The organism is Bradyrhizobium sp. NC92, from assembly GCF_025200865.1.
In the GTDB taxonomy this organism is placed as follows: Bacteria; Pseudomonadota; Alphaproteobacteria; order Rhizobiales; family Xanthobacteraceae; genus Bradyrhizobium.
In genome coordinates this window covers 3,095,702-3,120,386 of the sequence record NZ_CP104171.1, presented here as the reverse complement: position 1 = coordinate 3,120,386, position 24,685 = coordinate 3,095,702, and the positions used below count along the sequence as shown (strand labels likewise).

The 24,685-nt window shown below is 67.3% G+C and carries 21 protein-coding genes and 2 riboswitches; of the genes, 2 read left to right on the top strand and 19 right to left on the bottom strand.

Annotated features, from left to right (window positions below; translation table 11 throughout):
- Positions 1-7: 7 nt before the first annotated feature.
- The 4 genes from N2602_RS14435 to N2602_RS14420 form a co-directional block, all read right to left on the bottom strand.
- Positions 8-1,588 (bottom strand): hydantoinase B/oxoprolinase family protein, encoded by a 1,581-nt coding sequence (locus N2602_RS14435; RefSeq protein ID WP_260383043.1) that lies wholly within the window; start codon positions 1,586-1,588, stop codon positions 8-10.
- Positions 1,585-3,594, bottom strand: coding sequence for a hydantoinase/oxoprolinase family protein (locus N2602_RS14430; protein WP_260383042.1), 2,010 nt, complete (start codon positions 3,592-3,594; stop codon positions 1,585-1,587). Before N2602_RS14430 ends, N2602_RS14435 begins: the two co-directional genes overlap by 4 nt.
- A 464-nt stretch (positions 3,595-4,058) precedes the next feature.
- Entirely contained in the window at positions 4,059-5,492 is a 1,434-nt protein-coding gene (locus tag N2602_RS14425) for a PepSY domain-containing protein (RefSeq protein WP_260383041.1), read from the bottom strand.
- Positions 5,493-5,504: 12 nt separating this feature from the next.
- Entirely contained in the window at positions 5,505-7,862 is a 2,358-nt protein-coding gene (locus N2602_RS14420) for a TonB-dependent siderophore receptor (protein ID WP_260383040.1), read from the bottom strand.
- Between the two features lie 114 nt (positions 7,863-7,976).
- A riboswitch (cobalamin riboswitch) is annotated at positions 7,977-8,180 on the bottom strand.
- Between the two features lie 71 nt (positions 8,181-8,251).
- On the opposite strand from N2602_RS14420, the gene N2602_RS14415 reads away from it, so the two are divergent.
- Positions 8,252-8,824, top strand: a complete 573-nt coding sequence (locus N2602_RS14415) for a histidine phosphatase family protein (RefSeq protein WP_260383039.1) — start codon at positions 8,252-8,254, stop codon at positions 8,822-8,824.
- On the opposite strand, the gene cobT is transcribed toward N2602_RS14415, so the two are convergent.
- The 8 genes from cobT to cbiE all read right to left on the bottom strand — a co-directional run bounded on the left by cobT (position 8,817) and on the right by cbiE (position 16,011).
- Positions 8,817-9,869 carry a nicotinate-nucleotide--dimethylbenzimidazole phosphoribosyltransferase gene (gene cobT, locus N2602_RS14410; protein ID WP_260383038.1) on the bottom strand — a complete coding sequence of 351 codons (1,053 nt, stop codon included), beginning with the start codon at positions 9,867-9,869 and terminating at the stop codon, positions 8,817-8,819. The two genes, N2602_RS14415 and cobT, sit on opposite strands and share 8 nt — an antisense overlap.
- Positions 9,870-9,879: 10 nt before the next feature.
- Positions 9,880-10,629: a precorrin-6A synthase (deacetylating) gene (gene cobF / locus N2602_RS14405; protein WP_260383037.1), complete on the bottom strand. Its 750-nt coding sequence runs from the start codon at positions 10,627-10,629 to the stop codon at positions 9,880-9,882.
- Positions 10,630-10,668: 39 nt separating this feature from the next.
- The gene (locus N2602_RS14400) at positions 10,669-11,346 is read right to left on the bottom strand and encodes an energy-coupling factor ABC transporter permease (protein WP_260383036.1); all 678 of its coding nucleotides are present in this window, start codon (positions 11,344-11,346) and stop codon (positions 10,669-10,671) included.
- Between the two features lie 36 nt (positions 11,347-11,382).
- Positions 11,383-11,602: riboswitch (cobalamin riboswitch) on the bottom strand.
- Between the two features lie 45 nt (positions 11,603-11,647).
- A complete protein-coding gene (gene cobA / locus N2602_RS14395) occupies positions 11,648-12,379 on the bottom strand; it encodes a uroporphyrinogen-III C-methyltransferase (protein WP_172784384.1) in 732 nt (243 codons plus the stop codon).
- Positions 12,376-13,686 (bottom strand): cobyrinate a,c-diamide synthase, encoded by a 1,311-nt coding sequence (locus N2602_RS14390; RefSeq protein WP_260383035.1) that lies wholly within the window; start codon positions 13,684-13,686, stop codon positions 12,376-12,378. Before N2602_RS14390 ends, cobA begins: the two co-directional genes overlap by 4 nt.
- On the bottom strand, positions 13,686-14,468 hold the full coding sequence (gene cobM / locus N2602_RS14385) for a precorrin-4 C(11)-methyltransferase (RefSeq protein ID WP_260383034.1): 783 nt from the start codon (positions 14,466-14,468) through the stop codon (positions 13,686-13,688). Before cobM ends, N2602_RS14390 begins: the two co-directional genes overlap by 1 nt.
- Positions 14,465-14,833, bottom strand: a complete 369-nt coding sequence (locus N2602_RS14380; protein WP_260383033.1) for a cobalamin biosynthesis protein — start codon at positions 14,831-14,833, stop codon at positions 14,465-14,467. Before N2602_RS14380 ends, cobM begins: the two co-directional genes overlap by 4 nt.
- The gene (gene cbiE / locus N2602_RS14375) at positions 14,830-16,011 is read right to left on the bottom strand and encodes a precorrin-6y C5,15-methyltransferase (decarboxylating) subunit CbiE (protein ID WP_260383032.1); all 1,182 of its coding nucleotides are present in this window, start codon (positions 16,009-16,011) and stop codon (positions 14,830-14,832) included. The genes N2602_RS14380 and cbiE overlap by 4 nt, the downstream gene beginning before the upstream one ends.
- Between cbiE and N2602_RS14370 the strand changes: the two genes are divergently transcribed.
- Positions 16,010-16,756 (top strand): cobalt-precorrin-6A reductase, encoded by a 747-nt coding sequence (locus N2602_RS14370; protein ID WP_260383031.1) that lies wholly within the window; start codon positions 16,010-16,012, stop codon positions 16,754-16,756. The two genes, cbiE and N2602_RS14370, sit on opposite strands and share 2 nt — an antisense overlap.
- On the opposite strand, the gene cobJ is transcribed toward N2602_RS14370, so the two are convergent.
- The 7 genes from cobJ to N2602_RS14335 are packed head-to-tail and all read right to left on the bottom strand — an operon-like array spanning position 16,732 to position 24,639.
- Positions 16,732-17,466, bottom strand: a complete 735-nt coding sequence (gene cobJ / locus N2602_RS14365) for a precorrin-3B C(17)-methyltransferase (protein WP_260383030.1) — start codon at positions 17,464-17,466, stop codon at positions 16,732-16,734. The genes N2602_RS14370 and cobJ overlap by 25 nt on opposite strands.
- Positions 17,463-18,194 (bottom strand): precorrin-2 C(20)-methyltransferase, encoded by a 732-nt coding sequence (locus N2602_RS14360; RefSeq protein WP_260383029.1) that lies wholly within the window; start codon positions 18,192-18,194, stop codon positions 17,463-17,465. Before N2602_RS14360 ends, cobJ begins: the two co-directional genes overlap by 4 nt.
- Before the next feature lie 2 nt (positions 18,195-18,196).
- A complete protein-coding gene (locus tag N2602_RS14355) occupies positions 18,197-18,826 on the bottom strand; it encodes a precorrin-8X methylmutase (RefSeq protein WP_260383028.1) in 630 nt (209 codons plus the stop codon).
- A complete protein-coding gene (gene cobG / locus N2602_RS14350) occupies positions 18,826-19,989 on the bottom strand; it encodes a precorrin-3B synthase (protein ID WP_260383027.1) in 1,164 nt (387 codons plus the stop codon). Before cobG ends, N2602_RS14355 begins: the two co-directional genes overlap by 1 nt.
- Complete coding sequence (cobN, locus tag N2602_RS14345; protein ID WP_260383026.1) at positions 19,986-23,234, bottom strand: cobaltochelatase subunit CobN; 3,249 nt, start codon at positions 23,232-23,234, stop codon at positions 19,986-19,988. Before cobN ends, cobG begins: the two co-directional genes overlap by 4 nt.
- Positions 23,234-24,268 (bottom strand): cobalamin biosynthesis protein CobW, encoded by a 1,035-nt coding sequence (cobW, locus tag N2602_RS14340; RefSeq protein ID WP_260383025.1) that lies wholly within the window; start codon positions 24,266-24,268, stop codon positions 23,234-23,236. Before cobW ends, cobN begins: the two co-directional genes overlap by 1 nt.
- Positions 24,265-24,639 (bottom strand): DUF1636 domain-containing protein, encoded by a 375-nt coding sequence (locus N2602_RS14335; protein WP_260383024.1) that lies wholly within the window; start codon positions 24,637-24,639, stop codon positions 24,265-24,267. The genes cobW and N2602_RS14335 overlap by 4 nt, the downstream gene beginning before the upstream one ends.
- Positions 24,640-24,685: the final 46 nt, after the last annotated feature.

Below are 24,685 nucleotides of genomic sequence, written 5' to 3'. Positions count from 1 at the left end.
CAATGCCTCACTCCACAGCCGCAGCGCCGTAGCCGCCGCCACCGCACATCTCGATCGTGACGAGATCACCTTGCTGCAACACCAGGTTCGACTTGCCGTCGATGGCGACGTTTTGGCCCTGCCGGACCAGCGAGATGCAGCAGGCCTTGCCGGGATAGCCGCCCTGCATGCCCCAAGGCGCCATCACCATGCGTTCGATGCAGGTGGTCAGGTGCATCGATGGCGCCAGGATGCGGTAGGTGCGGACGGAGCCGTCCCCACCGCGATGCGCGCCCGCGCCGCCGGAATTCCGGCGGATGGCCTGCTGCTCCAGCCGGATCGAGTAATTCGCCTCGATCACCTCCACCGGCGTGTTCGAGGTGTTGGACAGATGCACCCGGGTGGCGGAGGTACCGGCTCGATCGTGCCGCGCGCCTTCGCCGCCGCCATGGACCTCGTACAGCATCTTCCACGACCCGTTCGGCCGCGGCTCGGCGAAGAATAGCACGCCCGCGGTGGTCGCCCCGCCCGCCGACAGGCGCTCGGGAATGGTGTCCTGCATGGCGCGAAAGATCGCATCGACGATGCGCATGGAGGTCTCGTGATTGCCGGCGGCAACTGAGGCGGTCCAGCCGGGCTCGAGGATCGAGCCCGGGCGCGTGATGATGGTCAGCGGCCGCAGCGCGCCGGCATTCTGCTGCATGTCGCGCCCGCTCATGATGCGCGCGGCATAGGCCACCGCCGAGCGCGCCATGAACGGCGTCGTGTTGCAGAAATTGGAGACCCGATCGCAGCTTCCGGAGAGATCGAAGGTCGCTTCATTCCCGCGAATGGTGATCTTCACATGGATCCGCGCCGGCGCATTGTTTGCGCTGCCGTCGTCGAGATAATCCTCACCCTCGTAGACGCCATCCGGCAAGTCGCGCAGCGCTTCCCGCATCTCGATTTCGGAGAGATCGTGCAGGCGCGACTGCGCCGCCATGAAGACCGCCTTGCCATGCTCGCGGCAGAGCTCGACGATGCGCTTCTCGCCAGCCTTGGTCGCCGCGATCTGGGCGAGCAAGTCGCCCTCGCAGGATTCGGCATCGCGAACGTTGGCTTTGAGCAACTGCACGATCGGCGTGTTGAGGCCGGCTGCGGTTGCGATCAGTACCGGCGGAATCCGCATCGCCTCCTGGAACGTGTCGACCGCCTTGGCGAAATAACTGCCGGGCCAGGTGCCGCCGATATCAGGCCAATGGGCGAGGCTGACCGCGAAAGCCACGATCTCGCCGTCGAAGAAGACGGGCCGCACGACCTTGACGTCATTGAGATGATTGCCGCCGAGCGCGCCGATATTGTAGATGACGACGTCGCCGTCGTTCAGGCCATCGCGCGGCATCACCTTCAGGAGTTCGGGGATGGTGTAGGCCATCGCGCCGAGATGGATCGGAATGTCGCGGCCCTGCCCGACCAGGCCGCCGTAGCCGTCGGTGATCGCTGACGAAAGGTCGCCGGCCTCGCGCAAAAGCGGCGAGCGCGCCGAGCGCGTCATCACCAGGCTCATCTCTTCGGCCGCCGCGGAGAGCCCGTGCCTGATAACCTCGACGACGAACGGATCGAGCTTCATGCTGCTCCCCGCGTCAGGAACAAATTGCCCGCGCTATCTGGCCTTGCCTGCCAGCCCGGCGGCACCACCACGGTCGACCAGGCGTCTTCGATGATACCGGGACCATTGATGGTCTCGGTGAGCGAGGCGCGGTCGACGATCGCGGTTGCGATGTCATGGAAGCCGTCGAACGAGCAGGTGCGCGTGCCCGTAGACACCGCCCTCGCCGCGGTCGCCGGCCGACTGACAATGGTCGTCGAAGGGCGACACGCCTGCACCCGCACGGATTCGATGACGCAGGGCTCACCGGTCGCATAGCCGAACAGCTCGTGATGCCGCGTCAGAAAGTCCTGCTTCAGCCGGGCGACGTCGAGCGGCAGCGTGAACGATACCGGAATGGCGTCATTCTGCGCCGCATAGCGCATCAAGGCCACCAGCTCGACCTGGATCTCCGCTCTTGCAACATTGTTGGCGAGAAGCGGCGCCGAGGCATCGGCAATCAGGGTGTCGATCCGCTCCGAGGCGCGGGCGAGATCGATGCCGTCGAGGGCAGCGCGAAGGGTCTGCTGCTGCAGGAAGCTGAAATCGGCGGTGAGGCAGCCCAGGGCCGAGAACGCACTCGAGGCACTGGGCACGACGACCTCCGCAATCCCGTAGAGATCGGCGAGGCCCGCGGCATGCATCGGGCCGCCGCCGCCGAAGGCCAGCAGCGTGCAGTCGCGCCCGTCGATGCCGCGCTCGACCGTGACGCGGCGGAGCGCGCGGGCCATGGTCGCGTTCGCGACCTTGATGATGCCGAGCGCCGTTTCGGTCAGGCTCAGTCCGAGTGCGTGCGCAATTGGCGCGATGACACGCTTGGCGCTCTCGATGTCGATGCCGATGCGATCGCCAAGCTTGGTCTCGGGATTGAGATAGCCGAGCACGGCATTGGCATCGGTGATGGTGGGCTCCGTGCCGCCACGGCCATAGCAGGCCGGGCCCGGCTCGGAGCCGGCGCTCTCGGGCCCGACCGTCAGCCCGCCGGGACCGTTGCGCACGATCGATCCGCCGCCCGCACCGATCGAGTGCACCGCCAGCATCGGCTGGCGCAGCGGCTTGTCACCGAGCATGCGGCCGTCGGTCATTTCGGCCTGGCCGTCGACGATCAGGCACACGTCCGTCGTGGTGCCGCCCATGTCGAAGGTCAACATGCGCGAGCAGCCGAGCTGGCGCGCGATGCTGACCGACGCCGAGACGCCCGCCGCCGGCCCTGACATCGCCATCACCAGCGGACGCCGCTTCACCGCCGAAATCGGGACCATGGCGCCGGCGGAGTGAAACACCTGCAGGCCGGCCCCGATCGGCAGCCGCTGCTCCAGCTCGCTGAGATATTCCACCGCGATCGGCATCGCGGCCGCGTTGAACACGGTCGCCGAGGTCCGCTCATATTCGCGTGCCTCGGGATTGACCTCGTGCGAGAGCGAGACATGGGCGACGAGGCCCTTGAGCCGCTCGCCCAGCATCTTTTCATGCACCGGATTGGCATAGGCGTGAAGGAGTGCGACCGCGACGCTCTGAACGCCGGTCCCTTTCAGCCACGCCACCAGGCGCTCGATCTCGGCTTCCTCGAGCGCCTTCAACACTCGCCCCTCATGATCGAGGCGCTCGGCGAGCCCGAAGCATCTTTCAGGCGGCACCAAAGGCGGCGATTTCGGCGGAATGTCGAGCCGGTAGAGGTCGCGCCGGCGATAGCGGGCGATCTCGAGCACGTCGGCGAAGCCTTCGGTCGCGACCAGCGCCACCTTCGGCAGCCGATTCTCGACGATCGCGTTGGTCACGCGCGTGGTGCCGTGGACGAAGCGCTTGACCTCGCTCTTGCGCAGGCCCACCGCCTCGATCGCCTCCAGCATCGCCTGCACCGGAGCGTCGGGGCGCGACGGCACCTTCGCAATTCGCGCTTCCGCGGAATCGCGCCGGATGGCGATGATGTCGGTGAAGGTGCCACCGATATCGGTGCCGACCTCCCAGTGATTGTCGGAGTAGCTCATCTGCACAGTCAGCTACGCGTGACGTCCGGACCGGACGCCAGGTCCTTCCCGGCCATTGCCGCATCCAATGCCAAAGCGAGCACGCTCATCGTCATTCCCTGTCATGCCATCACGGGCGAGCGTGCGACAGAGCGATGGCCGCGGGATAGGGTCGGAGTTGTCGCAAACCACCGAGCCAGCAAGCCGCCGACATTGCGCGGCGCACCATCGGCTGCACGTTTTGGTGCAGCGCTGCTCGCGCAGAGAGCAGAAGCATACGAAGCCAGAAATGTGCAGCGCACCCTTGGAATCTTCGACACAAATGGGAGCGCCCGTTGCACTGCAATCGGATTGCGCAAGTCCGTTTGTCTAATTTGCAGGCGATCAATCTGCGGTGCGGGGGAGAGGGCTGACCAGGAGCTATGCACGCAGGTCGGCTCAGCCTCTCTTTATTGTACGGTCAGTAAGCGAGGACGTCACCGGCCTCAGGATGCCAGCGACGCCCGCAAGCGTCGCCATCCGATGACGACGCCGGTGATGGAGAACATCAGTCCGAGCGTACAGAGGCCGACAATGAGAGCGTCACGCAGCCGCGCGTGAGCCAGCAGAATCGGGAAATCAAGCGTGTGCAGCGCACTGTAGAGCCAGCGATAGACGCGCCGCGACGGGTCCAGTCTTTGCAGCACCTTGCCATCGGCAGCATCGACATCGAACCAGAGATCGCCGCAGGTCGTGCGGTAGACAGGAGCCCCGGGAATAGCGGACTGCGCCGGATAGTCGTTGTTGTCGGCGAGCAGGAATGGTGCGCCACAGCCGGCGCCAAGGCGCGCCGTCAGATTGCCGATCTCCTGCATATCCAGGTATGCCGCCTGTCGGTCGCGCGGCGCGCCCCCTGCCCGGATCAGAGTCTGGTGGCCGAGCGCGAGCCGATCGCGCCGATAGACCCTGCCGCCGAAGGCGAACCATTCGACCTCGCGCACCGACGGCGATATTGGCGGCAGATCGAGCGGTGAAGCGTCTCGCCAATCCGGGGCGGCATCGACCACGCCCGCCTCTGCCGGCGTCAATTGCCCGCGCGAGAACAGGCGGCCGTGATCCATCGAGAGCCAGCCGCTGAAGATCCAGCTCAGCACGAACAGCGTCGCCGCGAGGCCGATCAGGTGATGCAGCGCATGCCAGCCACGGTAAGGCGAGGAGATTTGGCCCTTGCGAAACCTGATCCGCACGATTCCGAGCACCGCGCCAAGCAATGCCGCAATCAGGGCCAGCAGCGACAGCGTCCAGACCACGCGATCCCACACCGCCCAGCTGCTGCGCAGAACCGTCGGATAGATCCAGTGCAGCACGCTGCCGGCCCAGTTCCACGCGCGCTCACTGCGCGTCGTATCCAGGACGACCTCCCCGGTCAGCGACGAAACGTAGACCTCCGTTCCAGGGGCATCGCCGAGAGCGGCGCGAAACAAGGGGCGATGGCGATCAAAACCGTTCGGCACGCTCCATTGATCGTGGTCCGACCGCGCGACGATCGCGGCGCGTGGCGCGTCGAGCCCGCGCTGACGGGAATAGCCCTGCACGATGGTGAGCGCGACATCGGCGGACGTCACCGATGCGTCTCCTCTATCGGAGGCGCGGACCGCTCGCGAACCTGCGGGGCCCGAGACGACGTAGACCGGTCCATCACTGCGCTGGATCAGCCGAACACGCGTCCCGTCGGTGATTCCGCTCGCAGCAACGGCGTCCGCGACCGAGATCGTTGTCCCGCCACGGTCCAGCGGCGCGAGCCCGGCAAATCGCTCCGCTTCCGTCAGCGACGGAAACGGGACGAAGTGCATCACGATCCCGCTCGCGAACCACATCGCGAACAGCAGGCAGAACGCGATCCCGAGCCAGCGATGCGAGAGGACGATCGCGCCCATCATGCGCTCAAGGCCTCACCATTTGAACGCGGCCGAGACCTCGTAGGTGCGCGGCGCGCCCAGGAGGATCTGGTCGGGATAGAACGGATCGCCCCAGATCGCATAGCGCTTGTCGGTGATGTTGCGGACGCGGAAAGTCAGGCGGGCCTGGTCGACCGCATTGAACACGGCCTTGGGGATATCGACGAAGGCGTAGACGTCGGCCACGGTGTAGGCCTTCATCGTCACGACGTTCGCGTCGGTGTTGTAGCGGTCGCCGACATGACGGCCGGTCATGCCGAGCTCCACAGGCCAGGGCGTGAAGAACCGGTACGATGCGCCGGCATTGGCCACGATTCGCGGTACGTTCGGCGGCGTATTGCCGGAGAACGAGCCACCGACGAAATTGTAGTCGGCATAGCGCGCATCGACATAGGCGATGTTGCCCCACAACCGAAGCGGCTCGATCGGCCGCACCGAGGCGGCAAGCTCGACGCCCTTGGACTCCTGCCGCCCGGCGATATTGAGCGCCTGCCCGCCGGCCGCCGCATAGACGTTCTTGCGCAGGATGTCGTAGGCCGAGAACGACCACTCCGCCCTATTGTCCCAGAACAGATGCTTGACGCCGGTCTCGTAGGTTCGCGACGTCGTCAGGTCCAGTGGCTGGGTCGGCAACAGCAGGAAGATGTTGTTGGCTGCGACGTCGGCCCCGGTGGCGTACTGGCTGAAGAAGGTCAGGCCGGGCACGGCCTCCCAGGTGTAGCCAATGCGGCCCGTCACCGGCGCCCAGTCTTTGGTGTACGGAAAGCCTGCCTTCTCCAGCCCGGCCTTGTCGGTCGAGTTACGGTCGAGTCCGATGTGCTCGACACGCAGGCCCCCGATCAACGCGAAGCTGCGCGTCAGCTTCAACCGGTCCTCGAACGACAACGCTTCGTTGTCGATGCGCGCGGTCTGCTGCTGTGTCGTGAGCAGGCCGTAGAAGCCGCGGTTGGGATCGACCAGCGAAACGGAATCTCCGGGAAAGTTTGCCGCGCCGGGCCTGACGAAATCGAGATAGCTCGACGAGAGCGTCGTGACCAACCGGTTGTCGAATCCTGCGATGTTGGTGTCCCAGATCAGGTCGGTGATGTTGCCGACCAGCCGCTGGCTATGGGCGACATAGAAGCGCTCGCGATCGACCAGGTTCGTGGTGGAGTTGAATGCCTCGATCTCGTTGTTGAACCAGGTCCGTTCGGCGCCATAGCCATAGGCCTGACTTTTCAGCGTGAGGTCAGGCGCGAGCTTCAGCTCGAAGCCGCCGCGCAGCCACACTTCCTGCGCCACGTTGCGGTTATCGAGAACGTTGTAATTGGTGTTGAAGGTGCGGTCGTCGATTGTGACGGCACCGAGATTGGTACCGTTGTAATTCGAGACGTAATTGCCGGAGACGATCCCCGTCGTCGCATGCGAACCGCTGAAGGCGACCGGCACCAGCGGCGCGCCCCAATAGGCCTTCGAGCGGTCTTCGCGATACTCGACCGCACCCCAGATCTTGAGGCTGTCGGAGACCCGGTAATTGAGCTGGCCGGACGTGCCGAACGTCTTGACGTTGGTGTCGTCGGCAAAGCCGTTGAGCGTGGAACGGCTGATGTCGAAGCGATAGTCCAGCCCTTGCACATTGGTGCTGCCGCCTGAGCCGTAATGGGCCCGGAACGAATTCAGCGAATCCCAGGAGAAATTTGCCTCGTTGCGGATCGCTCCCGTGTGCGGTTGCTTGGTGACGAAGTTGATGGCGCCTCCCGCGGCACCCTCGCCCGAGATCAGCGAGGCCGGTCCTTTGAGGAATTCCACGGCCTCCAGATTGGCGGTGTCGACGATCCGCGAGGTCATGTTCTGCGGACCGATCTTGATGCCGTTGTAGAGCGTGTTGATCTGGCTGTTGGTGAAGCCGCGCATCGAGAAGGCGGAAGGTTCGGCCGGGTTGTCGCCGGAGGTGACGCCGACGGCGCCCTGCGCCACCTCGGACACGGTGCGATAGCCCTGCTCGCGCATGGTTTCGGCCGAGATCACCTCGACGGTCGCGGGCGTCTGCCGCACCGTCAGGCCGAGCCGCGAAGCGCTTTCGGCAACGGCATTGGTGTTGAGCGGCGTTTGCGCCGTCAGATCCGGCATGACGGGTTTTGGCGCTGCCGATACCGCCGCCGGCCTGCGCGCTGCCGCGCGGCGCGCGCTCGCCGCCTCTCCTGCTGCCGGTCTGGCCGGCTTGCGCGCCTGGGCGGGCGAGACCTCGACGGGTGGCAGCGGCTCTCGGACCTGCTGCGCCAGAGCGGCAGGCGGATCGAGAACGGCGAAGGACGTGAACGCGGCGGAAACCAGCAGGACGCGGCGCGGTCGTGCGATACGGATGGAAGACACGGTACAAACCTCGGTATGACGTCAGTGGCACGTCACAGCGAACGAGGTCTCACCTTTTGGCCTTGCAGCCGTCCGATGAAGCCGAATGTCTGTACTCCCCGACCGACATCTTCGCGTGTGACCACGGCTGACGGCAGGTCTCCTGGCTCGCGGGTCGTGACCTCTTCGTCGCCTTCCCGGGACCGAGGACCCAGTGGCTCGTGACGAAGGATTCACCGCTCACAGTTGCGGGGGCAGCCGCGGCATTGGGGACAATTTTCCCCGCACCGCATTCCCTTTTCATTCCCTCTCGGGAAAACCGTCGCGAGCATCTAGGATTACCACCAAGACAGAGTCAATGTCCCAGTTGCGGCGTCGTGGCGACCGCACAAGCTTCCTTGGAGATGAGCATGGAAGGCGAGACCTTCCTCTGGTTGATACGGCACGCGGTTGTCGCGGGCGTAGCCGGGACGATCCATGCAGCCGATGCGCCGGCCAATCTCGGCGATCACGCGGCATTGGTGGCTCTCAAGCAGCGCTTGCCCGCGGATGTCGCAAGCTATGCCAGCCCGTCGCGGCGCACGGTCGAGACGGCGCGCGCGCTGGGGCTGGAACCAGAGCTGGTCAGCGAATTCCGCGAGCAGGATTTCGGCGATTGGACCGGCCATCGGCATGACGAGCTCGCCGCGACCGGCGGCGAGGCCTACGCGCAGTTCTGGCGCGATCCGGCGCGCGGACGGCCGCCGAACGGCGAAAGCTTTGCGGATCAGGTCGCCCGCGTCCGCCTCGGCCTGTCGCGGATCGGCGCAGGCTCCGCAGCGCTGGTCGTCCATTCCGGCACGATCCGCGCCGCGCTCTGCATCGCGCTCGATCTCGCACCGGAAGCGGCGTTGCGCTTCGTGATCGATCCGTTGTCGCTGACCCGGATCGACCGGCTCGCCAGCGGCTGGCGCGTCGTCTCGGTCAATCAGCGGATCAGCTAGACCGGTCCGGCACATTGGCCTGCGCAAAGGTCGCCATGCCGTTGTGAAGTGCGCAGGCCGAGCGCACCAGCGGCAGCGCAATGGCGGCGCCCGATCCCTCGCCGAGCCTGAGATCGAGGCTGATCAGCGGCTGCACGTTCAGCGCGCGCAACACCAGCCGATGTCCTTGCTCCGCCGATTGATGCGAGGGCAACAGGAACGGCTGGCAGGAGGGATTGAGCCGCGCCGCCGCCAGCGCCGCCACCGAGACGATGAAGCCGTCGATCAATACGGGAATGCGGCGTTGCGCGGCCGCGATGATGGCGCCCGAGATCGCCGCGATTTCGAGGCCGCCGACCGCGCACAGGATTGTCTCGACCGAGGCTCCGGCGACGCGATGGCGTGCGATCGCCGCATCGATCACCCGCGCCTTGTGTACGCGGCCGGCCGCATCGACGCCGGTGCCGCTGCCGGCGATCTCTTCGGCGCTCACACCGAGCAGGCTCGCAGCAATCGCAGCTGACGTCGTGGTGTTGCCGATCCCCATCTCGCCAAAGATCAAGAGATCAGGCCGGCCGGCCTCGGCGCGCGCCACCGCGCGCTGGCCGGCCTCAAAGGCGAAGACCAATTCCGCCGGGGTGAGCGCGGCCTCGGCACTGAAATCGCGCGTGCCGCCGCGCGGCTTGTCGGTGACGATTCCGGCCATCTGCACCTCGGACAGCGTACCGGCATCGACGACCTCGAGGCTCGAACCCAGCTCGCGCGCCAGCACCGAGATCGCGGCGCCTCCGGAGGCAAAATTCGCCATCATCGCGATGGTGACGGCTTGCGGATAGGCCGACACCCCCTGTCCGACGATGCCGTGGTCGCCCGCGAAGATGATGATCGGGACGCGCGCGGCGCGCGGCTGCTCGGTGGCCTGCAGGCCCGCAAGCTCGATCGCGAGCTGCTCCAGCCGGCCGAGCGCGCCCGTCGGCTTCGTCAGTTGCGCCTGCCGCGCAACGGCCGCCACGCGATGGACCGCGGAGATTTCGGGGCAGTTCTGGGTGACCCATTCGGGAAGCATGCTGACTCGCTCAACGCCTGCGTTTGAGAATGTAGCTGTCCATGATCCAGCCGTGCCGCTCACGTGCGTCCTGCCTCGCGGCGGCAATGCGCGAACCCACTTCGGTGAGCGCACCGGACATGAGGATCTGATCGGCCATGCCGAGATAGGCCCCCCACCAGATGTGAAGCCCAGCCGGATCGAGCGACTGGAACGCCGTGCCGCCGTCGAGCATCACGACCACCGTGTCGACGCCCTGCGGCCAGCCTCCCTCGCGCAAGCGCCGGCCCGTCGTGACCAGAAAGGGCTCGCCGATATCGTTGAGCGGCAGCGCATGCGCCGCACACAGCGCCTGGATCGAGGTGATGCCGGGCACGACTTCGATTGTCGGCAACGGATTCAATCGCCGCGCAATGCGCAGCGAGGAATCGTAGAGCGACGGGTCGCCCCAGATCAGCAGCGCGACCTTGCCTTCGATCCCGAGATGATCTGCGATCGTCTGCGACCAGGTCGCGGCAACCGCATCGTGCCAATCGTCCACGCCCTTGCGGTAATCAGCTTCACCGGCATCCCGCACCGGAAGATCGAACTCGGCGATAACGGTCTTGTCGTTGGTCAGCACATCCGCGCAAATCGTCCGCCTGAGATCGGCGAGATCGGATTTTGCGCTCCCCTTGCGCGGGATCAGGACGAGATCGGCCGCGTTGATGGCGCGGGTCGCGGCGCGCGTGAGCTGCTCGGGATCGCCGCAACCGATGCCTATCAGGGAGAGCGTGAGCATCGGGCGTACGGGGCGACCATGACGGCCGCCCCTTGTCTCTTAAGCCGCGTTGTGCAGGCGAGGCGTGACGAGGCCAGGCGCGGTGACACCACGCAGAGACTTCGCCAGCGCCAGCACGGCAAGATCGGCCAGCGGCTCGATCACGATGACCAGTGCATAGGACGCCGCGAACGTCGCGATGCTGGCGAGGTTGCTCATGGCGAAACCGGAACCATAAAGCGCCCAGAACGCCACCCAGGCGATCACGCCGGCCTGGTAGGTCGTCGAAAGCGCCAGCGCCTGCCGATACTTCAAATCAACATAGGCGCTGTTGCGCGAAATGATCCGGGCAGCGATTGCCTGGATCGCGAACAGCGGCACCAGCAGCGTCGTGACATTCATGCCATATTGCGGCAGGTCGGCCGGCTCGAAGAAAACGCCCTGGAGCAGCAGGCCGAGCGCAAGGCCGAACGCCGCGGGAGCCGCGCCGAACAGCAGGAACAGTGTCGAGCCGAGAATGAAGTGCACCTCGGAGACGCCGACCGGGAAGTGCGGCAGGATCTCGAAGAAGGTGAAGACGAGGCCGGTGGTGGCGAGCGTCCGCGCCGCGAACGACACGACGCCCTGCTCGCGCACGGTCTCGGCCGCAAGCTTCAAGGCAATGCCACCTGCGGCGATGCCGGTTGCGTAACTCAACACGAGCTTGGCGCCCGTCACGACGCCGGGTTCGATATGCATGGCTCAATTCCTTCCTGCCGTCACACCCGACGGCCTTGGCCTCAATACGTGCACGGCCGGTCTCCTGGCTCGCGGTTCACTGGGTTCTCCGGCCTTCCCGGACCTTGCGGTCCAGTGGCGGTTCGGAGCCCCTCACCGCTTACAGTCGCGGGGGCGGCTGGGGTTTTGGGCGCCGCAACTGGGTCCGCCCATCCCCATTCCCGATTATGCTCCGGCGCTTTGCGCCGCGTCGAGCACCATGCCGCTCTTGTGTGCCCCTTTCGCATTGCGGGCGTCAAGGGGCGAACCGCTGCCGGAGCCGTCATGCCGGATATTCTCCCGCCAGCGCGCCGAACAGGATCACGGCGGCGGTGGAAGCGGCGCCGCCGCGGCCAAGCTGCTCGGCAAGCTCGGCAATCGTGGTACGGACCAGCCGTTCGTCGGGACGCCCGAGAGATTCGGCGAACAGCGCCGGGGTGCTGGGGGCGAGACCGTGCGCGATCAATTTTGCGGCAAGCGCCGGAAAGGTGCGCCGGCCCATATAGACCACGGTCGTGGCCTCGGGATCAGCCAGCGCGGCCCAATTCAAATTGGGCGGCAACTCGCCGGTGACATCAGCACCGGTGATGAACTGCACCCGGCGGGAGGTATGCCGCCGGGTCAAGGGAATGCCGGCCTCGGCGGCGGCGACACAAGCGGATGTGACGCCGGGAACGATCTCGTAGCCGATGCCGGCTTCGCGCAGTGTTTCCAGCTCCTCCTCGAGCCGGCCGAAAATGCCGGCATCGCCGGACTTGAGGCGCACCACGCGCGCGCCGGTTGCGGCGTAGTCGACCAGGAGACGGTTGACGTGGTGCTGCTTGGTCGAAGGACGCCCGGCCCGCTTTCCCACCGCGACGAGATTGGCACCGGGCCGGGCGAGATCGAGGATCGCGCCGGAGGCAAGGTCGTCATAGAGCACGACATCGGCCTCGCGCAGCCGCGCGGCGCCCTTCACCGTGAGGAGCTCGGGGTCGCCGGGGCCGGCGGAGACGAAAGAGACAAAACCGCTCACCGGTCCTCCGCGATCAGATGGAAGAACGTGCCGGTGGCATGGCCACGGCGCGAGCCGGTCTCTGCAATGACTGTGCCGGTGGCGTCGTGCACGACCGCGAGCGGCGTATCGGGCTGGGTGAGGATGGTCGAATAGTGGAACTCGTGGCCGCGCAGGCGCGCACCCGGCCGATGCCCCGGCATCGGCGCGGCGAGTTCGGCCAGACGATAGCCGAGATGCATGCGGCGCTTGGCAAAGCTGGTCTCCAGGCCGAGCAGCCCCGTCAACTCATGGCTGATACCGTCGGCGTCGGTGAGGCCTGTGCCCAGCACCATATAGCCTCCGCATTCGCCATGCACGGGCCGTGTCTCGGCGAAAGCGCGCAAGGAGCTGCGAAAGCGCGCATTGGCCGCGATCTTTCCGGCATGCAGCTCGGGATAGCCGCCTGGCAGCCAGCACACGTCGGCGCTCGCATCGGGCGCTTCGTCGGCCAGCGGCGAGAACGGCACGATCTCGGCGCCCGCCGCGCGCCAGGCTTCCAGCATGTGCGGATAGACGAAGGAGAATGCCGCATCGCGGGCCAGCGCGATGCGCTGGCCGGGCGGCGTTACGCTCATATCGTTCGCCGCAGCTTGCGGCGACCATTTGCCCGCCGAGTTGAGCACCGCATCGAGATCGACGTGCTCGGCAACGAAGCGCGCGGCCTCGTCGATCAGCTTGCCGATCTCGGCCTGCTCCTCGGCCTGCACGAGGCCGAGATGCCGCTTCGGCAGGCTGATCTCGGCATGGCGCGGCAGCGCGCCGAACACGGTGATGCCGGCCTCGTTCAGCGCGCGCCGCACCAGATCCTCGTGGCGCGGGCTGGCGACGCGGTTGAGCACGACGCCCGCGAGGCGCACGCCGGCGCGGTAATCGCGAAGGCCTGTGGCGATCGCTGCCGCGGTCTGCGCCTGGCCGGAGGGATCGATCACAAGAACCACCGGCCAGCCCAGCATCTCCGCAATGTCAGCGGTCGCTCCGGTGCCGGAGACGCCGCGTGCGGCGACGCCGTCGAACAGGCCCATCGAGCCTTCGGCGAGGACAATGTCGGCGTCCGTGCCGCGGCTGACGAGATGCGCGATCGTCGTTCGATCCATCGCCCAGCTATCGACGTTGACAGAGGCGCGTCCCGTAGCGGCGGCGTGGAAGGCGGGATCGATATAGTCTGGCCCGCTCTTGAAGCACTGCACGTTCAGTCCGCGATGGCGCCAGGCGCGGGCGAGCGCCAGCGTCAGCGTGGTCTTGCCGACGCCGGAGGCCGGCGCGGAGATGACGAGCGCAGCCGGCATCACGACGCCTCCGGAAAGCGCGGCTCGGCACCGACCGGGCGATAGCGGCGGTCGTAGTCGGCGGCATAGAGGCGGCTCTCGTCGAAATCCGCAGCGCCAAGCGTCTTGCCGATCAGGATCAGCGCGGTGCGCTCCATCTCGCTGCCCACGGCCGCATCGAGCGTTGCCAGCGTCGCGCGCACGATGCGCTGCTCCGGCCAGCTCGCGCGCCAGACGATCGCGACCGGGCAATCCGCGCCGTAATGCGGCGTCAGCTCGGCGACGACCTGGTCGAGCAGATGGATCGACAGGTGAATCGCGAGCACCGCGCCGGTCGCAGCGAACGCGGCGAGCTTCTCGCCTTCGGGCATCGCGCTGGCTCGACCTGGCGTGCGCGTCAGCACGACCGTCTGAGCAAGACCGGGCAGCGTCAGCTCGGTTTCCAGTGCCGCTGCGGCAGCCGAGAATGAGGGAACGCCGGGTGTCACTGTGAAGGGAATCCCAAGCGCGCGCAAACGGCGGAGCTGCTCGCCCATCGCGGACCAGATCGAGAGATCGCCGGAATGCAGCCGCGCGACGTCTTGGCCGTCCGCATGCGCGGCGGCGATCTCCGCGATGATCTCGTCGAGCGACATGGGCGCGGTGTTGACGATGCGCGCTCCCGGCGGGCAATGCGCCAGCACGCCCTCCGGCACCAGCGAGCCGGCATAGAGGCAGACCGGACAGGCCGCGATCAGATCGCGGCCGCGCAAGGTCAGCAAGTCAGGCGCGCCCGGGCCGGCGCCGATGAAATGCACCGTCATGGGCCGTCTCCTTCGGCAATCGCGGCGGTCGCGGTGCGATCCTGCGAGACCACGCGCGTCGCGATCAGACGGGCACGAGGTCCGACCGCGGCGAGCGCCACGGCCTCGGCGACCGATCCCGTGCCGAACCCTTCGGTGATCCGCTGCGACTGCGTCGGCGTATCAATACCGGCCAACGCGTCGGCCGAGACAGCCTTGATCGGAACGCCACACTCCCGCGCGAGCTGCTGCAGCGCCTCTGCATCGGCCTTGTCGCCGACGGTTGCCACGGCCGCGAGACCGTCGGGACCGCCGGCCGCAACAAGCGCCTCCCGTAACGAGGCCAGCGTCACATTTTTCTTGAATCCGAGTCCGGCGACCTTCATCGGACCGTACTCCATTGCACCACTGGCCGCGTCGCCTCCCACGCGCGGTAACGGCCGAGCGGAGCGGCATGCGCGATCTCGACCCGCATCAACTCGCCGCCATGCTGTTGATGCAGCTGGCCGAGCAGCGCTTCCGTCTCCAACGTCACGGCATGGGCGACGAACCGCGTGCCGGGCGTAATCCGCGACCAGACAGCTTCGAACATCGCGATATCGAAGCCGCCCCCGACGAACACAGCATCCGGCCGGTCCAGCGGAGCGAGCGCGTCGGGCGCGGTGCCCGCAACAACCGTGATCTTGTGTTCCACCCCGAACGCTTCCGCATTGCTGCGGATGTTGGCGGCGCGATCCTCGCGCGCTTCGACGGCAATCGCTGACCCGCCCCCCAATGCCCATTCTACCGAGATCGACCCCGAGCCCGCACCGATGTCCCACAACCTCCTGCCAGGGCATGGACCGAGTGCCGAGAGCGCCAAGGCGCGCATCGGCCGCTTGGTGATCTGACCGTCGTGAGCAAAGAGAACATCTGGTAGTCCCGAACTGCGAGAGAGACCGTTCGCCCCTCTTGCCTCCAGCGCGACAGCAACGAGGCTTTCGGCGGAAACGCGCGTATAGGTCTCCGCGTGAAACTTGCGCACCTTTTCATGGGGTCCGCCAAGCGCGGCGAGGGTCCAGAATAGCGAAACACCCCATCCGCGCTCCGTCAGCCATCTCGCGAGATCAACGGCGGCCTTGCCGTCTCGCACGAGACAGATGATCCGCGCGCCATCCGCCAGATGGGGTACAAGCCGTTCGAACGGCGCGGCATGAAGGCCGAGGCAAACGGCGGATTCGAGCCGCCAGCCCAACCGCGCCGCGGCGAGGGAGAAGGTCGATGGCGCGGGGTGCGCGATCCACTCATTGGCATTGAGCTTCTCGGCGAGAGTAGCGCCGGCGCCGTGCCAGAACGGATCGCCGGAGGCGAGCACCACCGTCGGTCGGCCGCGGCAGCTCAGCACGACATTCGCATCGAACGGCACCGGCCACGGCCGGCCGCGGCTGCCAACCTCGGCAAGCGCGAGATGGCGCTCGCCGCCGAACACGGTTTCGGCCTTGGCAAGCGCCTTTCGGCTTGCCTCCGACAGCCCGGCAAGGCCATCTTCGCCGATACCGATGATGGTCAGCCAGGGTTCACTCATGATTCGCGCCCTCGTTCTGGGCGGAACGGCCGATGCGAGCCTGCTCGCCGCGGAGATCGCGCGCGCCGGCATCGACGCCGTCTATTCCTATGGCGGCCGCACCCGCGCGCCGGCCGATCAACCGCTGCCGACCCGCATCGGCGGTTTTGGTGGCGTGAGCGGGCTGGCCGACTACATCCGCCGCGAAGGCATCACCCATGTGATCGATGCGACGCATCCCTTCGCCGCAGAAATGAGTCGCAACGCCGTCGAGGCGTGCGCGGAAACCGGCACGCCGTTGCTTGCCCTGGAGCGCGCGCCCTGGATCAAGGCACCCGCCGACACCTGGATCGAGGTGGCGGATGTCAACGCTGCCGTCGCCGCGCTGCCTGACGCCGCTGCAAACGTGTTCCTCGCCATCGGCCGCCAGCACATTGCGCCATTCGCGACGAAGCCGCAGCACGCCTACACGCTGCGCTTCGTCGATCCGCCCGACGCGCCCCTGCCCTTCGCGGCCGATGTGATCGTGTCGCGCGGCCCGTTCACCTTCGACGGCGAGCTGAACATGCTGCGCACACGCGGCATCGGCTGGATCGTCGCCCGCAATTCCGGCGGCGACGGCGCGCGCGCCAAGATCGATGCGGCCCGCGGGCTCGGCCTTCCCGTAATCATGATCTCGCGACCAGAGCTGCCCGAGCGCCGACGGGCCGAGCGCGTCAGTGACGTGATGCAATGGCTCGGTCATTCTGCCCGCCTCGGCGCATAGACCCAGCGGCCGACACGGCGTGTCTGCGAATTGCCGACGATCACCAGCGTGCGCATGTCGGCCATCTCGGGCCGCGCCTCTTTCAGCGTAACGGTCACGATCTTCTCGTCAGCCGCACTGATCGCGCGCGCGAAGATCACGAGACGCTCGCCGCAGCCCGCCTCGCGAAGCACTGCCAGCGCCCGGCCGAATCCTTCCGGCCGGCTTGCCGAGCGCGGATTGTACATCGCGATGGCAAAATCGGCTTCCGCCGCAAGGCGCAGGCGTTTCTCGATCACCGCCCAGGGCTTGAGGTTGTCGGAAAGGTTGATCGCGCAGAAATCATGGCCGAGCGGCGCGCCGGCGCGTGCCGCCGCCGCCAGCATCGCGGTGACGCCCGGCAGCACCCGGATCGGCAGATCCCGCCATTGCGGCGCCCGTTCGAGCGCCTCGAACACGGCCGAGGCCATCGCGAACACGCCGGGATCGCCGGAGGAGACGACCACGACCTGCCCGCCTTCGGCGGCAAGCCGCAGGGCTTCGCTCGCACGTTGCAGCTCTTCGCGATTGTCGGAGGGATGCAGGGTGAGCCCAGGCCGCGGCGGCACGCGCGAAACATAGGGCGCATAACCCAGAATATCGGTCGCCGTCGCGAGCGCGGCCGTGACCTCGGGCGTCACCAACGCGTCGCTGCCCGGCCCGAGGCCCGCGATGGTGAGCGTGCCTGTCATTCGGCGGCGTCCAGATGCCGGCCCTTGCCGTGCACGAGCACGATCGCGAAATAGGGACAATCGGCCGCATCGATCTCGGCGAGCCGCGCCACCCGCTCGCCCGGCATAGTGCCGCGCTCGACCAGCCAGGCATCATCCAGCCGCCCGGCGGATACGAGCGCGCGGCGCACTTTTGCGAGATTGCGGCCGGTCTTCATGACGACCAGCGCATCGGAATCGCGCATGCGCCGTTCGAGCTCGGCCTCGGGGAGCGTCCCCATCAGCACCGTCGTGACGTCGTCACCGAGCGCAATCGGCTGGCCGACCCCGTTCCAGCAACCGACCATCCCGGGAATGCCGGCGATCACCTCGATCTCGACGCGGCCCTGCAGGCGCGTGTGCAGATGCATGAACGATCCATAGAAATATGGATCGCCCTCGCAGAGCACGACGACGTCGACGGCGCGCGACAGCCGCGCCAGGCGCTCGGCCCATTCGTCGTAGAAGCCAGCGAGCAGCTGGACATATTCGGGGCTGTCGAAGGCGATCTCCGTCGTGACCGGATACTCCATCGGATATTCGGTGACGCCGCCCGCCAGCATGCCCTCGACGATGCGCCGCGCCTGACCCGGCCTGCCCTTCTTGCGGAAATAGGCGACGTGGCTGGCGCCACGCACCGTGCGATCGGCACGCACGCTCATCAAGTCGGGATCACCGGGGCCGAGACCGCAGCAGATGATGCGTCCCATCTCTATTCGCTCCGGCTCGCAAGCGCGTTCACGGCAGCAACCGTGATGGCGGAGCCGCCGAGGCGGCCGTCGACGGTCAGCGCCGGCGCCGGCGGATCGGCCATCAGCGCGGCCTTGGACTCGGCCGCGCCGACGAAGCCGACAGGACAGCCGATGATCGCTGCCGGCCGCGGACAGTCGCGATCCTCCAGCATGTTGAGCAGATGAAACAGCGCGGTCGGCGCATTGCCGATCGCGACGATCGCGCCGTTAAGATACGGTCGCCATAGTTCCAGCGCCGCGGCCGAGCGCGTGTTGCGCATGGACAAGGCCAGCGCGTGCACGGCGGGATCGCCGAGCGTGCAGATCACGGCATTAGCGGCGGGAAGTCTTGCGCGCGTAATGCCTTCGGAGACCATGCGCGCGTCGCACAGGATCGGCGCGCCCTTCTGCAAAGCCGCGCGCGCGGCAGTCGCCATGTCAGGCGTGAAGCGGATATACGCTTCCAGACCGACCATGCCGGCGGCATGGATCATCCGCACCACGACCTGCTCCTCGTCCGGCGTGAAGCGCGCAAGATCGGCCTCGGCCCGGATGGTCGCAAAAGATTGCCGGTAGATCGCCGCGCCATCGGTCTCGTAGGTGTGCGGCATCAGTTCCCTCCGACCAGGATGGAGGGATCCCTGACGATGTCGGCGCCGTTCAGCCCGCGCAGGATCGGCGCGTCGCGGGTCGAGCCGTCGCGCACGAGATCGAACCCGGCACGCGTCGCAATCAGCGTGACCGCAGCCGCGCCGGAATGGGCGCAGCCCTTGCCGCAGCCGGAGACGTGCAGCCGCGCATCGGCGGCGATGCGCGGCGCCAGCGCTGCTGCCAGCGCGCGCGTATCGGCATGGGCTTCGCGGCAGCGCGGCGCGCCGCTGCAGGCGATGACGCGCAGCGCCGGGTCATAGGGCTCGGTGATGAGCCCCGCCCCGCTCGGCATCTCGCGCTTGCCCTCACTGAGCACCATCCGCCAGGGGGTCATGCGCAGCGCATGGCCGCAGGCAGAGAATTGATGAAGTGTCGCGTGCAGCATCTGCCCGAACGCGACACCGACCATCGCGCCTTGCGGATAGGGCCCGGGCCGCACCGCGGCCATCACGGGGGCCGGCTCGGTCTCGCCGCGCAACGATTGAGGCAACACGGCACCGGATGCGACGTGGGCTGCCATGCGCCCGCGCCCGTCCTTCGCACCGCCGGAGATGATGAACCAGCTTGCGAGCGCCAGCGCCGCGCTCACAGCCTGGCCGCGATCGACGGAGCGGCCGAGCTTGGCGCCGTCGGCCCGCACGAGGAGACCGCCCGAGCGGTCGCGCTCGATGCGGATGTCGGCGGAATCCCCGGCGAGAACGCGCGACCGTCCGTCATCGATGGCGAAGCCGAACTTGGTGGGAAGCGCAAGGCCGGAATGGACAAGCGCCTCCTCGAGCTCCGCCGCAAGCGACTGTGTTTCGTCGCCGCTGCTCCAGAACGGCGTCACCAGGACGTTGCGCCTGGCTTCGATGTCGGCGTCGGGATCTAGCAGTGCCAGTCGCGCAAGACCGTCGAGCAACGGCCGATGGCCGTCCTCTTTGACACCCCTGATCTGCAGATTGGCCCGGCTCGTGACGTCGACCAGACCATTGCCGAAGCGCTCGGCGAGTTCCGCAAGCCCGGAGATTTGCGGCGCTTCAAGGCGCCCGCCGAACGGACGCACGCGCACCACGAGCCCGTCGCCCGATTGCATCGGGCGCAGCGCGCCGGGACACCAGCCCTTGACTGTGGCCGCGCTCATGACGCCTCCTTTAGCGCCGCTGCAATCGAATTGCGGCGGGTTCGCCAGAGCGAGGCTTCGTGCAGGTGCGTGAAGCAGTTTTCCATTGCGGCGAGCGCCGCCGGATTTTCGTGCGCCATGAAGGCGCGGACGTCGTCGTTGCCGAGTGTCGCGTCGTAATAGAGGTCGAACAGATGCGGCGGCACGGCGCCAGCGAGATGCGCGAACGCCGCCATGTGCTCCAGCGTCGCGGTGATCTCGGCGGCGCCGCGAAAGCCATGGCGCATCATGCCGGCGATCCAGGCCGGATTGGCCGCGCGTGCCCGGACGACCCGTGAGATCTCCTCCGTCAGCGTGCGCGCATGCGGCTCGCCGGGCCGTGTCGCATCGAGGTGATAGAGCGACGGCGCGCCTGCGCCGAGATGCGCGGCTGCCGCAGCGACACCTGCCTCATGCGCGGCATAATCGGCGGCGAGCAGCAGATCGGTTTCGGGCAAGTCCTGGACATGGACAAAAGCGTCGGCGGACGTGAGACGCTGTTCGATACCTGCGCGATCCGGCTGCATCGCGCCATCGGCAGAGAACGCCCAGGACGACGCCGACAGCCAGGCTTCGCCGGCGGCCTCGCGCGTCTCCGGCGTGAACGCATCCGGGATAGCCGAGAGCCCGACGCCGTATTGTCCGGGCCGCGGCGCGAACACGCGGGACGCGCGGTGGCGATACGGATTCTCCTCACCCTCCTCTTCTCGCGACGCAAGCGCTTCGGAGGCGGCTTCGAACAATTGCGCCAGACCCGCGAAGACATCGCGGAACAGGCCGGATACGCGCAGCGTGACGTCGATGCGCGGACGGCAGAGCTCGGCCGGCGCGATGATGTCGTAGCCGGTGACGCGGCCGGACGCATGATCCCAGCGCGGCGCAAGGCCGGCCAGATGCAGCGCCATCGCAAACTGCTCACCGGCGGTACGCATCGTCGCCGAGCCCCAGAGGTCGACCACGAGCCCTTTCGGCCAGTCGCCGTGATCCTGCAAGTGACGACGCAGCAGCTCTTCAGCAAGCTTGATGCCTTGCGCATGCGCCGACGGCGTCGGCACCGCGCGCGGGTCGACGGCGAAGAGATTGCGCCCCGTCGGCAGCACGTCCTGTCGCCCCCGATAGGGCGAGCCCGATGGTCCCGGTGCAACGCGCTGTCCGGCGAGCGCGGCACGCAACGCATCCCGCTCCGCTTCGCCGCAGGCGCCGCGGCCGAACACGTGCAGGCCGTCGCCGAACTGGCTCTCCTTGAGGTCGCAAACGAAGCGATCGATCCGCGGAATCGCTTCGGCCGGCGCGGCCGATGCATCCAGGCCGAGATCCTCTTCGAGGCCCGCCGAACGGGCCTCGTCGCGGATCGCCGCGATCAACCGCTGGCGGCGGGCGGGATCGAGACCATCGGCGGTCGAATATTCGTCGAGCAGCCGTTCGAGCCGGCGCAAAGCTTCCGGCGCCGCGGATGTCTCAAGTGGCGGCGGCAGATGGCCGATCGTGACCGCGCCGATGCGCCGCTTGGCCTGCGCGGCCTCGCCGGGATCGTTGACGATGAAGGGATAGACGACGGGGAGATCGCCGATCAGCGCTTCCGGCCAGCACGCTTGCGACAGCGCCACGGATTTACCCGGCAGCCATTCCAGCGTGCCATGTGCGCCCACATGCACGACGGCATCGCAGCCCTGCTGCCTGAGCCAGAGATAGAACGCGACATAGGCGTGGCGCGGCGTGCGGGCGAGATCGTGATAGTCGGCATCGCGCGAGGCCGCATCGCCGCGCTCGGGCTGGACCGCGATGATTGACCGGCCGCACGCGATGCCGGCGAAATGGAATACGCCATCGCGGCAGCTCGGATCGTCATCCGGCGCGCCCCAGGCGCGCGCAAGATCGTCCTGCAAGGATTGCGGGAGACACGAGAGCGCCGCCCGATAATCCGCGACGCTCCAATTCAAGCTCTGCTTCAACAGTCTCTCGCCGAGCGCATCCACCGGCGCAACGTCGAAGCCGAGCTCCGCGACATCGGAAATAAACGCCTCGACCGACGCCAGCGCATCGAGACCAACGGCGTGCGCGATCTGGTGCGGCCGGCCCGGATAGTTCGAAAGCACGACCGCCAACCGCTTCTCACTGATCGGCTTCTCCGCGAGGCGCCGCCAAGCCGCAACGCGCGCGGCAACGGCGTTGACGCGCTCTTCGTCGGGCCTGTGCGCCAGATGCAAGAACTGCAGATCGGGATCGCGCTCTGCCGCCGATTTGAAGCTCACCACGCCCGCGAACAGGCGGCCGTCGACTTCGGGCAGGACCACATGCATTGCCAGATCGCCGGGCGACAGGCCGCGCAGCGATTCCGCCCAATCCTCGCGCCGCGCCGTCGAGAGCGCGACCTGGAACACCGGACAGGACGCGGCATCGAATGGCGTCGTGCCGTCATCGCCCAAGGCCGAAAACGCCGTCGCATTGACGATCGCCGCCGCAGGATGTTGCGCCAGATGCGCGCGCAGCCAGTCGGCAACGCCTGGCGCCTTCAGCGAGGTGACGAACACGCCGTAGGCGTCAAATCCTTTCTCGCGCAGCGCGGCAATCAAGGCGTCGACCGGCCCGGTATCGGCGGCCGTGACATAGGAGCGATAGAACGTCACGAGCGCGTGCGGCTTCCCCTCGCCGCCCGACGGCGCGGCAATGACGCCGCGCGCGGGATCATAGAATCCCATATCGGGCACGGTCATCTCGCCAATGACAGGTCCGGCGTAGAGCCCCGAGGCGAGCGCGAGCTGCGCGATCGCGGCTTGCGCGGCGACCGGACCGCCGGTGTCGCAGAGCACCTTGAGCCGACGCAGCGTCGAGACCGGCAGGGTCGAGTACGCATCCAACCGCGTGTCGTCGCGGCCGTCCGCCGGCAGCGCGGCGAGCACGATGTTATGCTCCTTCGCGAGTTGCTGGAGCGCCGCAAGCCCGTACGCCCAATAGGATTCCCCGCCGATCAGGCGCACCAATATGCCGCGCGCCTGCGACAGCGTGCGCTCGATATAGGTGTCGACCGACAGCGGATGACGCAGCTCGGCGAGATTGGCGAGCCGCAGCGACGGCAGGCTGCCTCGGCCGCGCCGCCAGCCGGCCGCAAACGCGGCAAGGTCGGAATCCGAATACGAGAGCACCACGAGATCGGCCGGGTCCTGGCCGATGTCTCTTGGCGTCGCGGTCTCCTCGAGACCGCGGCTCTCGCGGAAGACGACGTGCATCAGACTCCCAATCCTGCCTTGATGGCGGACTCGTCGATATCGCCGTGCTCGCCGATCACGACGAGCTTGGACTGCCTGTGACCCGCGCCCCATGGCTTGTCGAACTGGTGGCGCACGCGCTCACCGACCGCCTGCAGCAACAGGCGCATCGGCTTGCCCGCGACCGCGATGTAGCCCTTGGCCCGCAGCACGTTCTGCTCGCGCGCCAGCTTCTGCACCGATGCGACCAGCGCCTCGATATCCGCCACCTCCGGAAGGTCGATCACGACGGAGGCGAAATCATCATGCTCGTGCTCTTCCTCGCCGTCATGATGCGAGGGGCGCGCGGCGAGATCGTTCTCGGCCGCCGCACCGAGCCCGAGAATGACGCGCGCATCGATCGCGCCGTCTGTGACCGGCAGCATCGGCACGCGGCGCGACATCTCGGCGGTGATCGCCGCCTTTGCGGCTTCGATGCCCGCGGTGCCCGCAAGGTCGGCCTTGGTCAGCAGCACGATGTCGGCACAGGCGATCTGATCCTCGAACACCTCCGACAGCGGCGTCTCGTGATCGAGATTTTCGTCCGCCGCGCGCTGCGCTTCGACCGCAGCCGGATCCGGCGCGAAGCGGCCGGCCGCGACAGCCTCGGCGTCGGCCAGCGCAATCACGCCGTCGACCGTGATGCGCGAGCGGATCTCCGGCCAGTCGAACGCCTTCAAGAGCGGCTTCGGCAATGCCAGGCCGGAGGTCTCGATCAGGATGTGATCGGGCCGCACCGGCCGCGCCAGCAATTGCTCCATCGTCGGAATGAAATCATCGGCCACCGTGCAGCAGATGCAGCCATTGGCGAGCTCGACGATGTTCTCCTCCGGGCAGTTCGCATCGGCGCAGGATTTCAGGATCTCGCCGTCGACGCCCTCGCTGCCGAACTCGTTGACGAGCACTGCGAGCTTCTTGCCGCCGGCATTGCTGAGCAGATGCTGGATCAGCGTCGTCTTGCCGGAGCCGAGGAAACCGGTGACCACCGTAACCGGGACTTTTGCGAGCGAGTTCATTCAGCGGCCTCCGGCACGACGGCAATGGGGGGAATGCGGGCAAGCGACTGCTTGCGGAAGATTTCGGGTCGGCTGCGCCAGGGCACGATGCCATCGGGCGCGGCCGCGTAGGCAGCGGCGCCTGCGACCACGTCCTGCGCATTCGCATCGGACAGGCGGCCATAGACATAGGACCAGCGGCCGGGCGCGCTGAGCGCGACCGAGCAGCCCTGGCTGCAGGCCGACAGGCATTCGACGGGAACCACGTTGACGCCCTCCGGCACGCCGGCCTCGAGGATCGCGCCGTGCAGGCGCTTGCCGGGCGTCGTCTCGCCCTCGCCCAGCGTCTGGCCGGCGCGGCAGGTGATGCAGACATGAAGTGTGACGGTCATCGCCTCTTCCAGATAACAGCGGGAGGCGATGAGGCGCACGGACCAT

Excerpts from the sequence above, each read along its gene's own strand:
- N2602_RS14435 (WP_260383043.1), bottom strand. The coding sequence starts at position 1,588 with ATGAAGCTCGATCCGTTCGTCGTCGAGGTTATCAGGCACGGGCTCTCC.
- N2602_RS14430 (WP_260383042.1), bottom strand. The coding sequence starts at position 3,594 with ATGAGCTACTCCGACAATCACTGGGAGGTCGGCACCGATATCGGTGGC.
- N2602_RS14425 (WP_260383041.1), bottom strand. The coding sequence starts at position 5,492 with ATGATGGGCGCGATCGTCCTCTCGCATCGCTGGCTCGGGATCGCGTTC.
- N2602_RS14415 (WP_260383039.1), top strand. The coding sequence starts at position 8,252 with ATGGAAGGCGAGACCTTCCTCTGGTTGATACGGCACGCGGTTGTCGCG.
- cobT (WP_260383038.1), bottom strand. The coding sequence starts at position 9,869 with ATGCTTCCCGAATGGGTCACCCAGAACTGCCCCGAAATCTCCGCGGTC.
- cobF (WP_260383037.1), bottom strand. The coding sequence starts at position 10,629 with ATGCTCACGCTCTCCCTGATAGGCATCGGTTGCGGCGATCCCGAGCAG.
- N2602_RS14400 (WP_260383036.1), bottom strand. The coding sequence starts at position 11,346 with ATGCATATCGAACCCGGCGTCGTGACGGGCGCCAAGCTCGTGTTGAGT.
- N2602_RS14390 (WP_260383035.1), bottom strand. The coding sequence starts at position 13,686 with ATGCCGGCTGCGCTCGTCATCTCCGCGCCGGCCTCCGGCGTCGGCAAG.
- cobM (WP_260383034.1), bottom strand. The coding sequence starts at position 14,468 with ATGACGGTGCATTTCATCGGCGCCGGCCCGGGCGCGCCTGACTTGCTG.
- N2602_RS14380 (WP_260383033.1), bottom strand. The coding sequence starts at position 14,833 with ATGAAGGTCGCCGGACTCGGATTCAAGAAAAATGTGACGCTGGCCTCG.
- N2602_RS14370 (WP_260383031.1), top strand. The coding sequence starts at position 16,010 with ATGATTCGCGCCCTCGTTCTGGGCGGAACGGCCGATGCGAGCCTGCTC.
- cbiE (WP_260383032.1), bottom strand. The coding sequence starts at position 16,011 with ATGAGTGAACCCTGGCTGACCATCATCGGTATCGGCGAAGATGGCCTT.
- cobJ (WP_260383030.1), bottom strand. The coding sequence starts at position 17,466 with ATGACAGGCACGCTCACCATCGCGGGCCTCGGGCCGGGCAGCGACGCG.
- N2602_RS14360 (WP_260383029.1), bottom strand. The coding sequence starts at position 18,194 with ATGGGACGCATCATCTGCTGCGGTCTCGGCCCCGGTGATCCCGACTTG.
- N2602_RS14355 (WP_260383028.1), bottom strand. The coding sequence starts at position 18,826 with ATGCCGCACACCTACGAGACCGATGGCGCGGCGATCTACCGGCAATCT.
- cobG (WP_260383027.1), bottom strand. The coding sequence starts at position 19,989 with ATGAGCGCGGCCACAGTCAAGGGCTGGTGTCCCGGCGCGCTGCGCCCG.
- cobN (WP_260383026.1), bottom strand. The coding sequence starts at position 23,234 with ATGCACGTCGTCTTCCGCGAGAGCCGCGGTCTCGAGGAGACCGCGACG.
- cobW (WP_260383025.1), bottom strand. The coding sequence starts at position 24,268 with ATGAACTCGCTCGCAAAAGTCCCGGTTACGGTGGTCACCGGTTTCCTC.
- N2602_RS14335 (WP_260383024.1), bottom strand. The coding sequence starts at position 24,639 with ATGACCGTCACACTTCATGTCTGCATCACCTGCCGCGCCGGCCAGACG.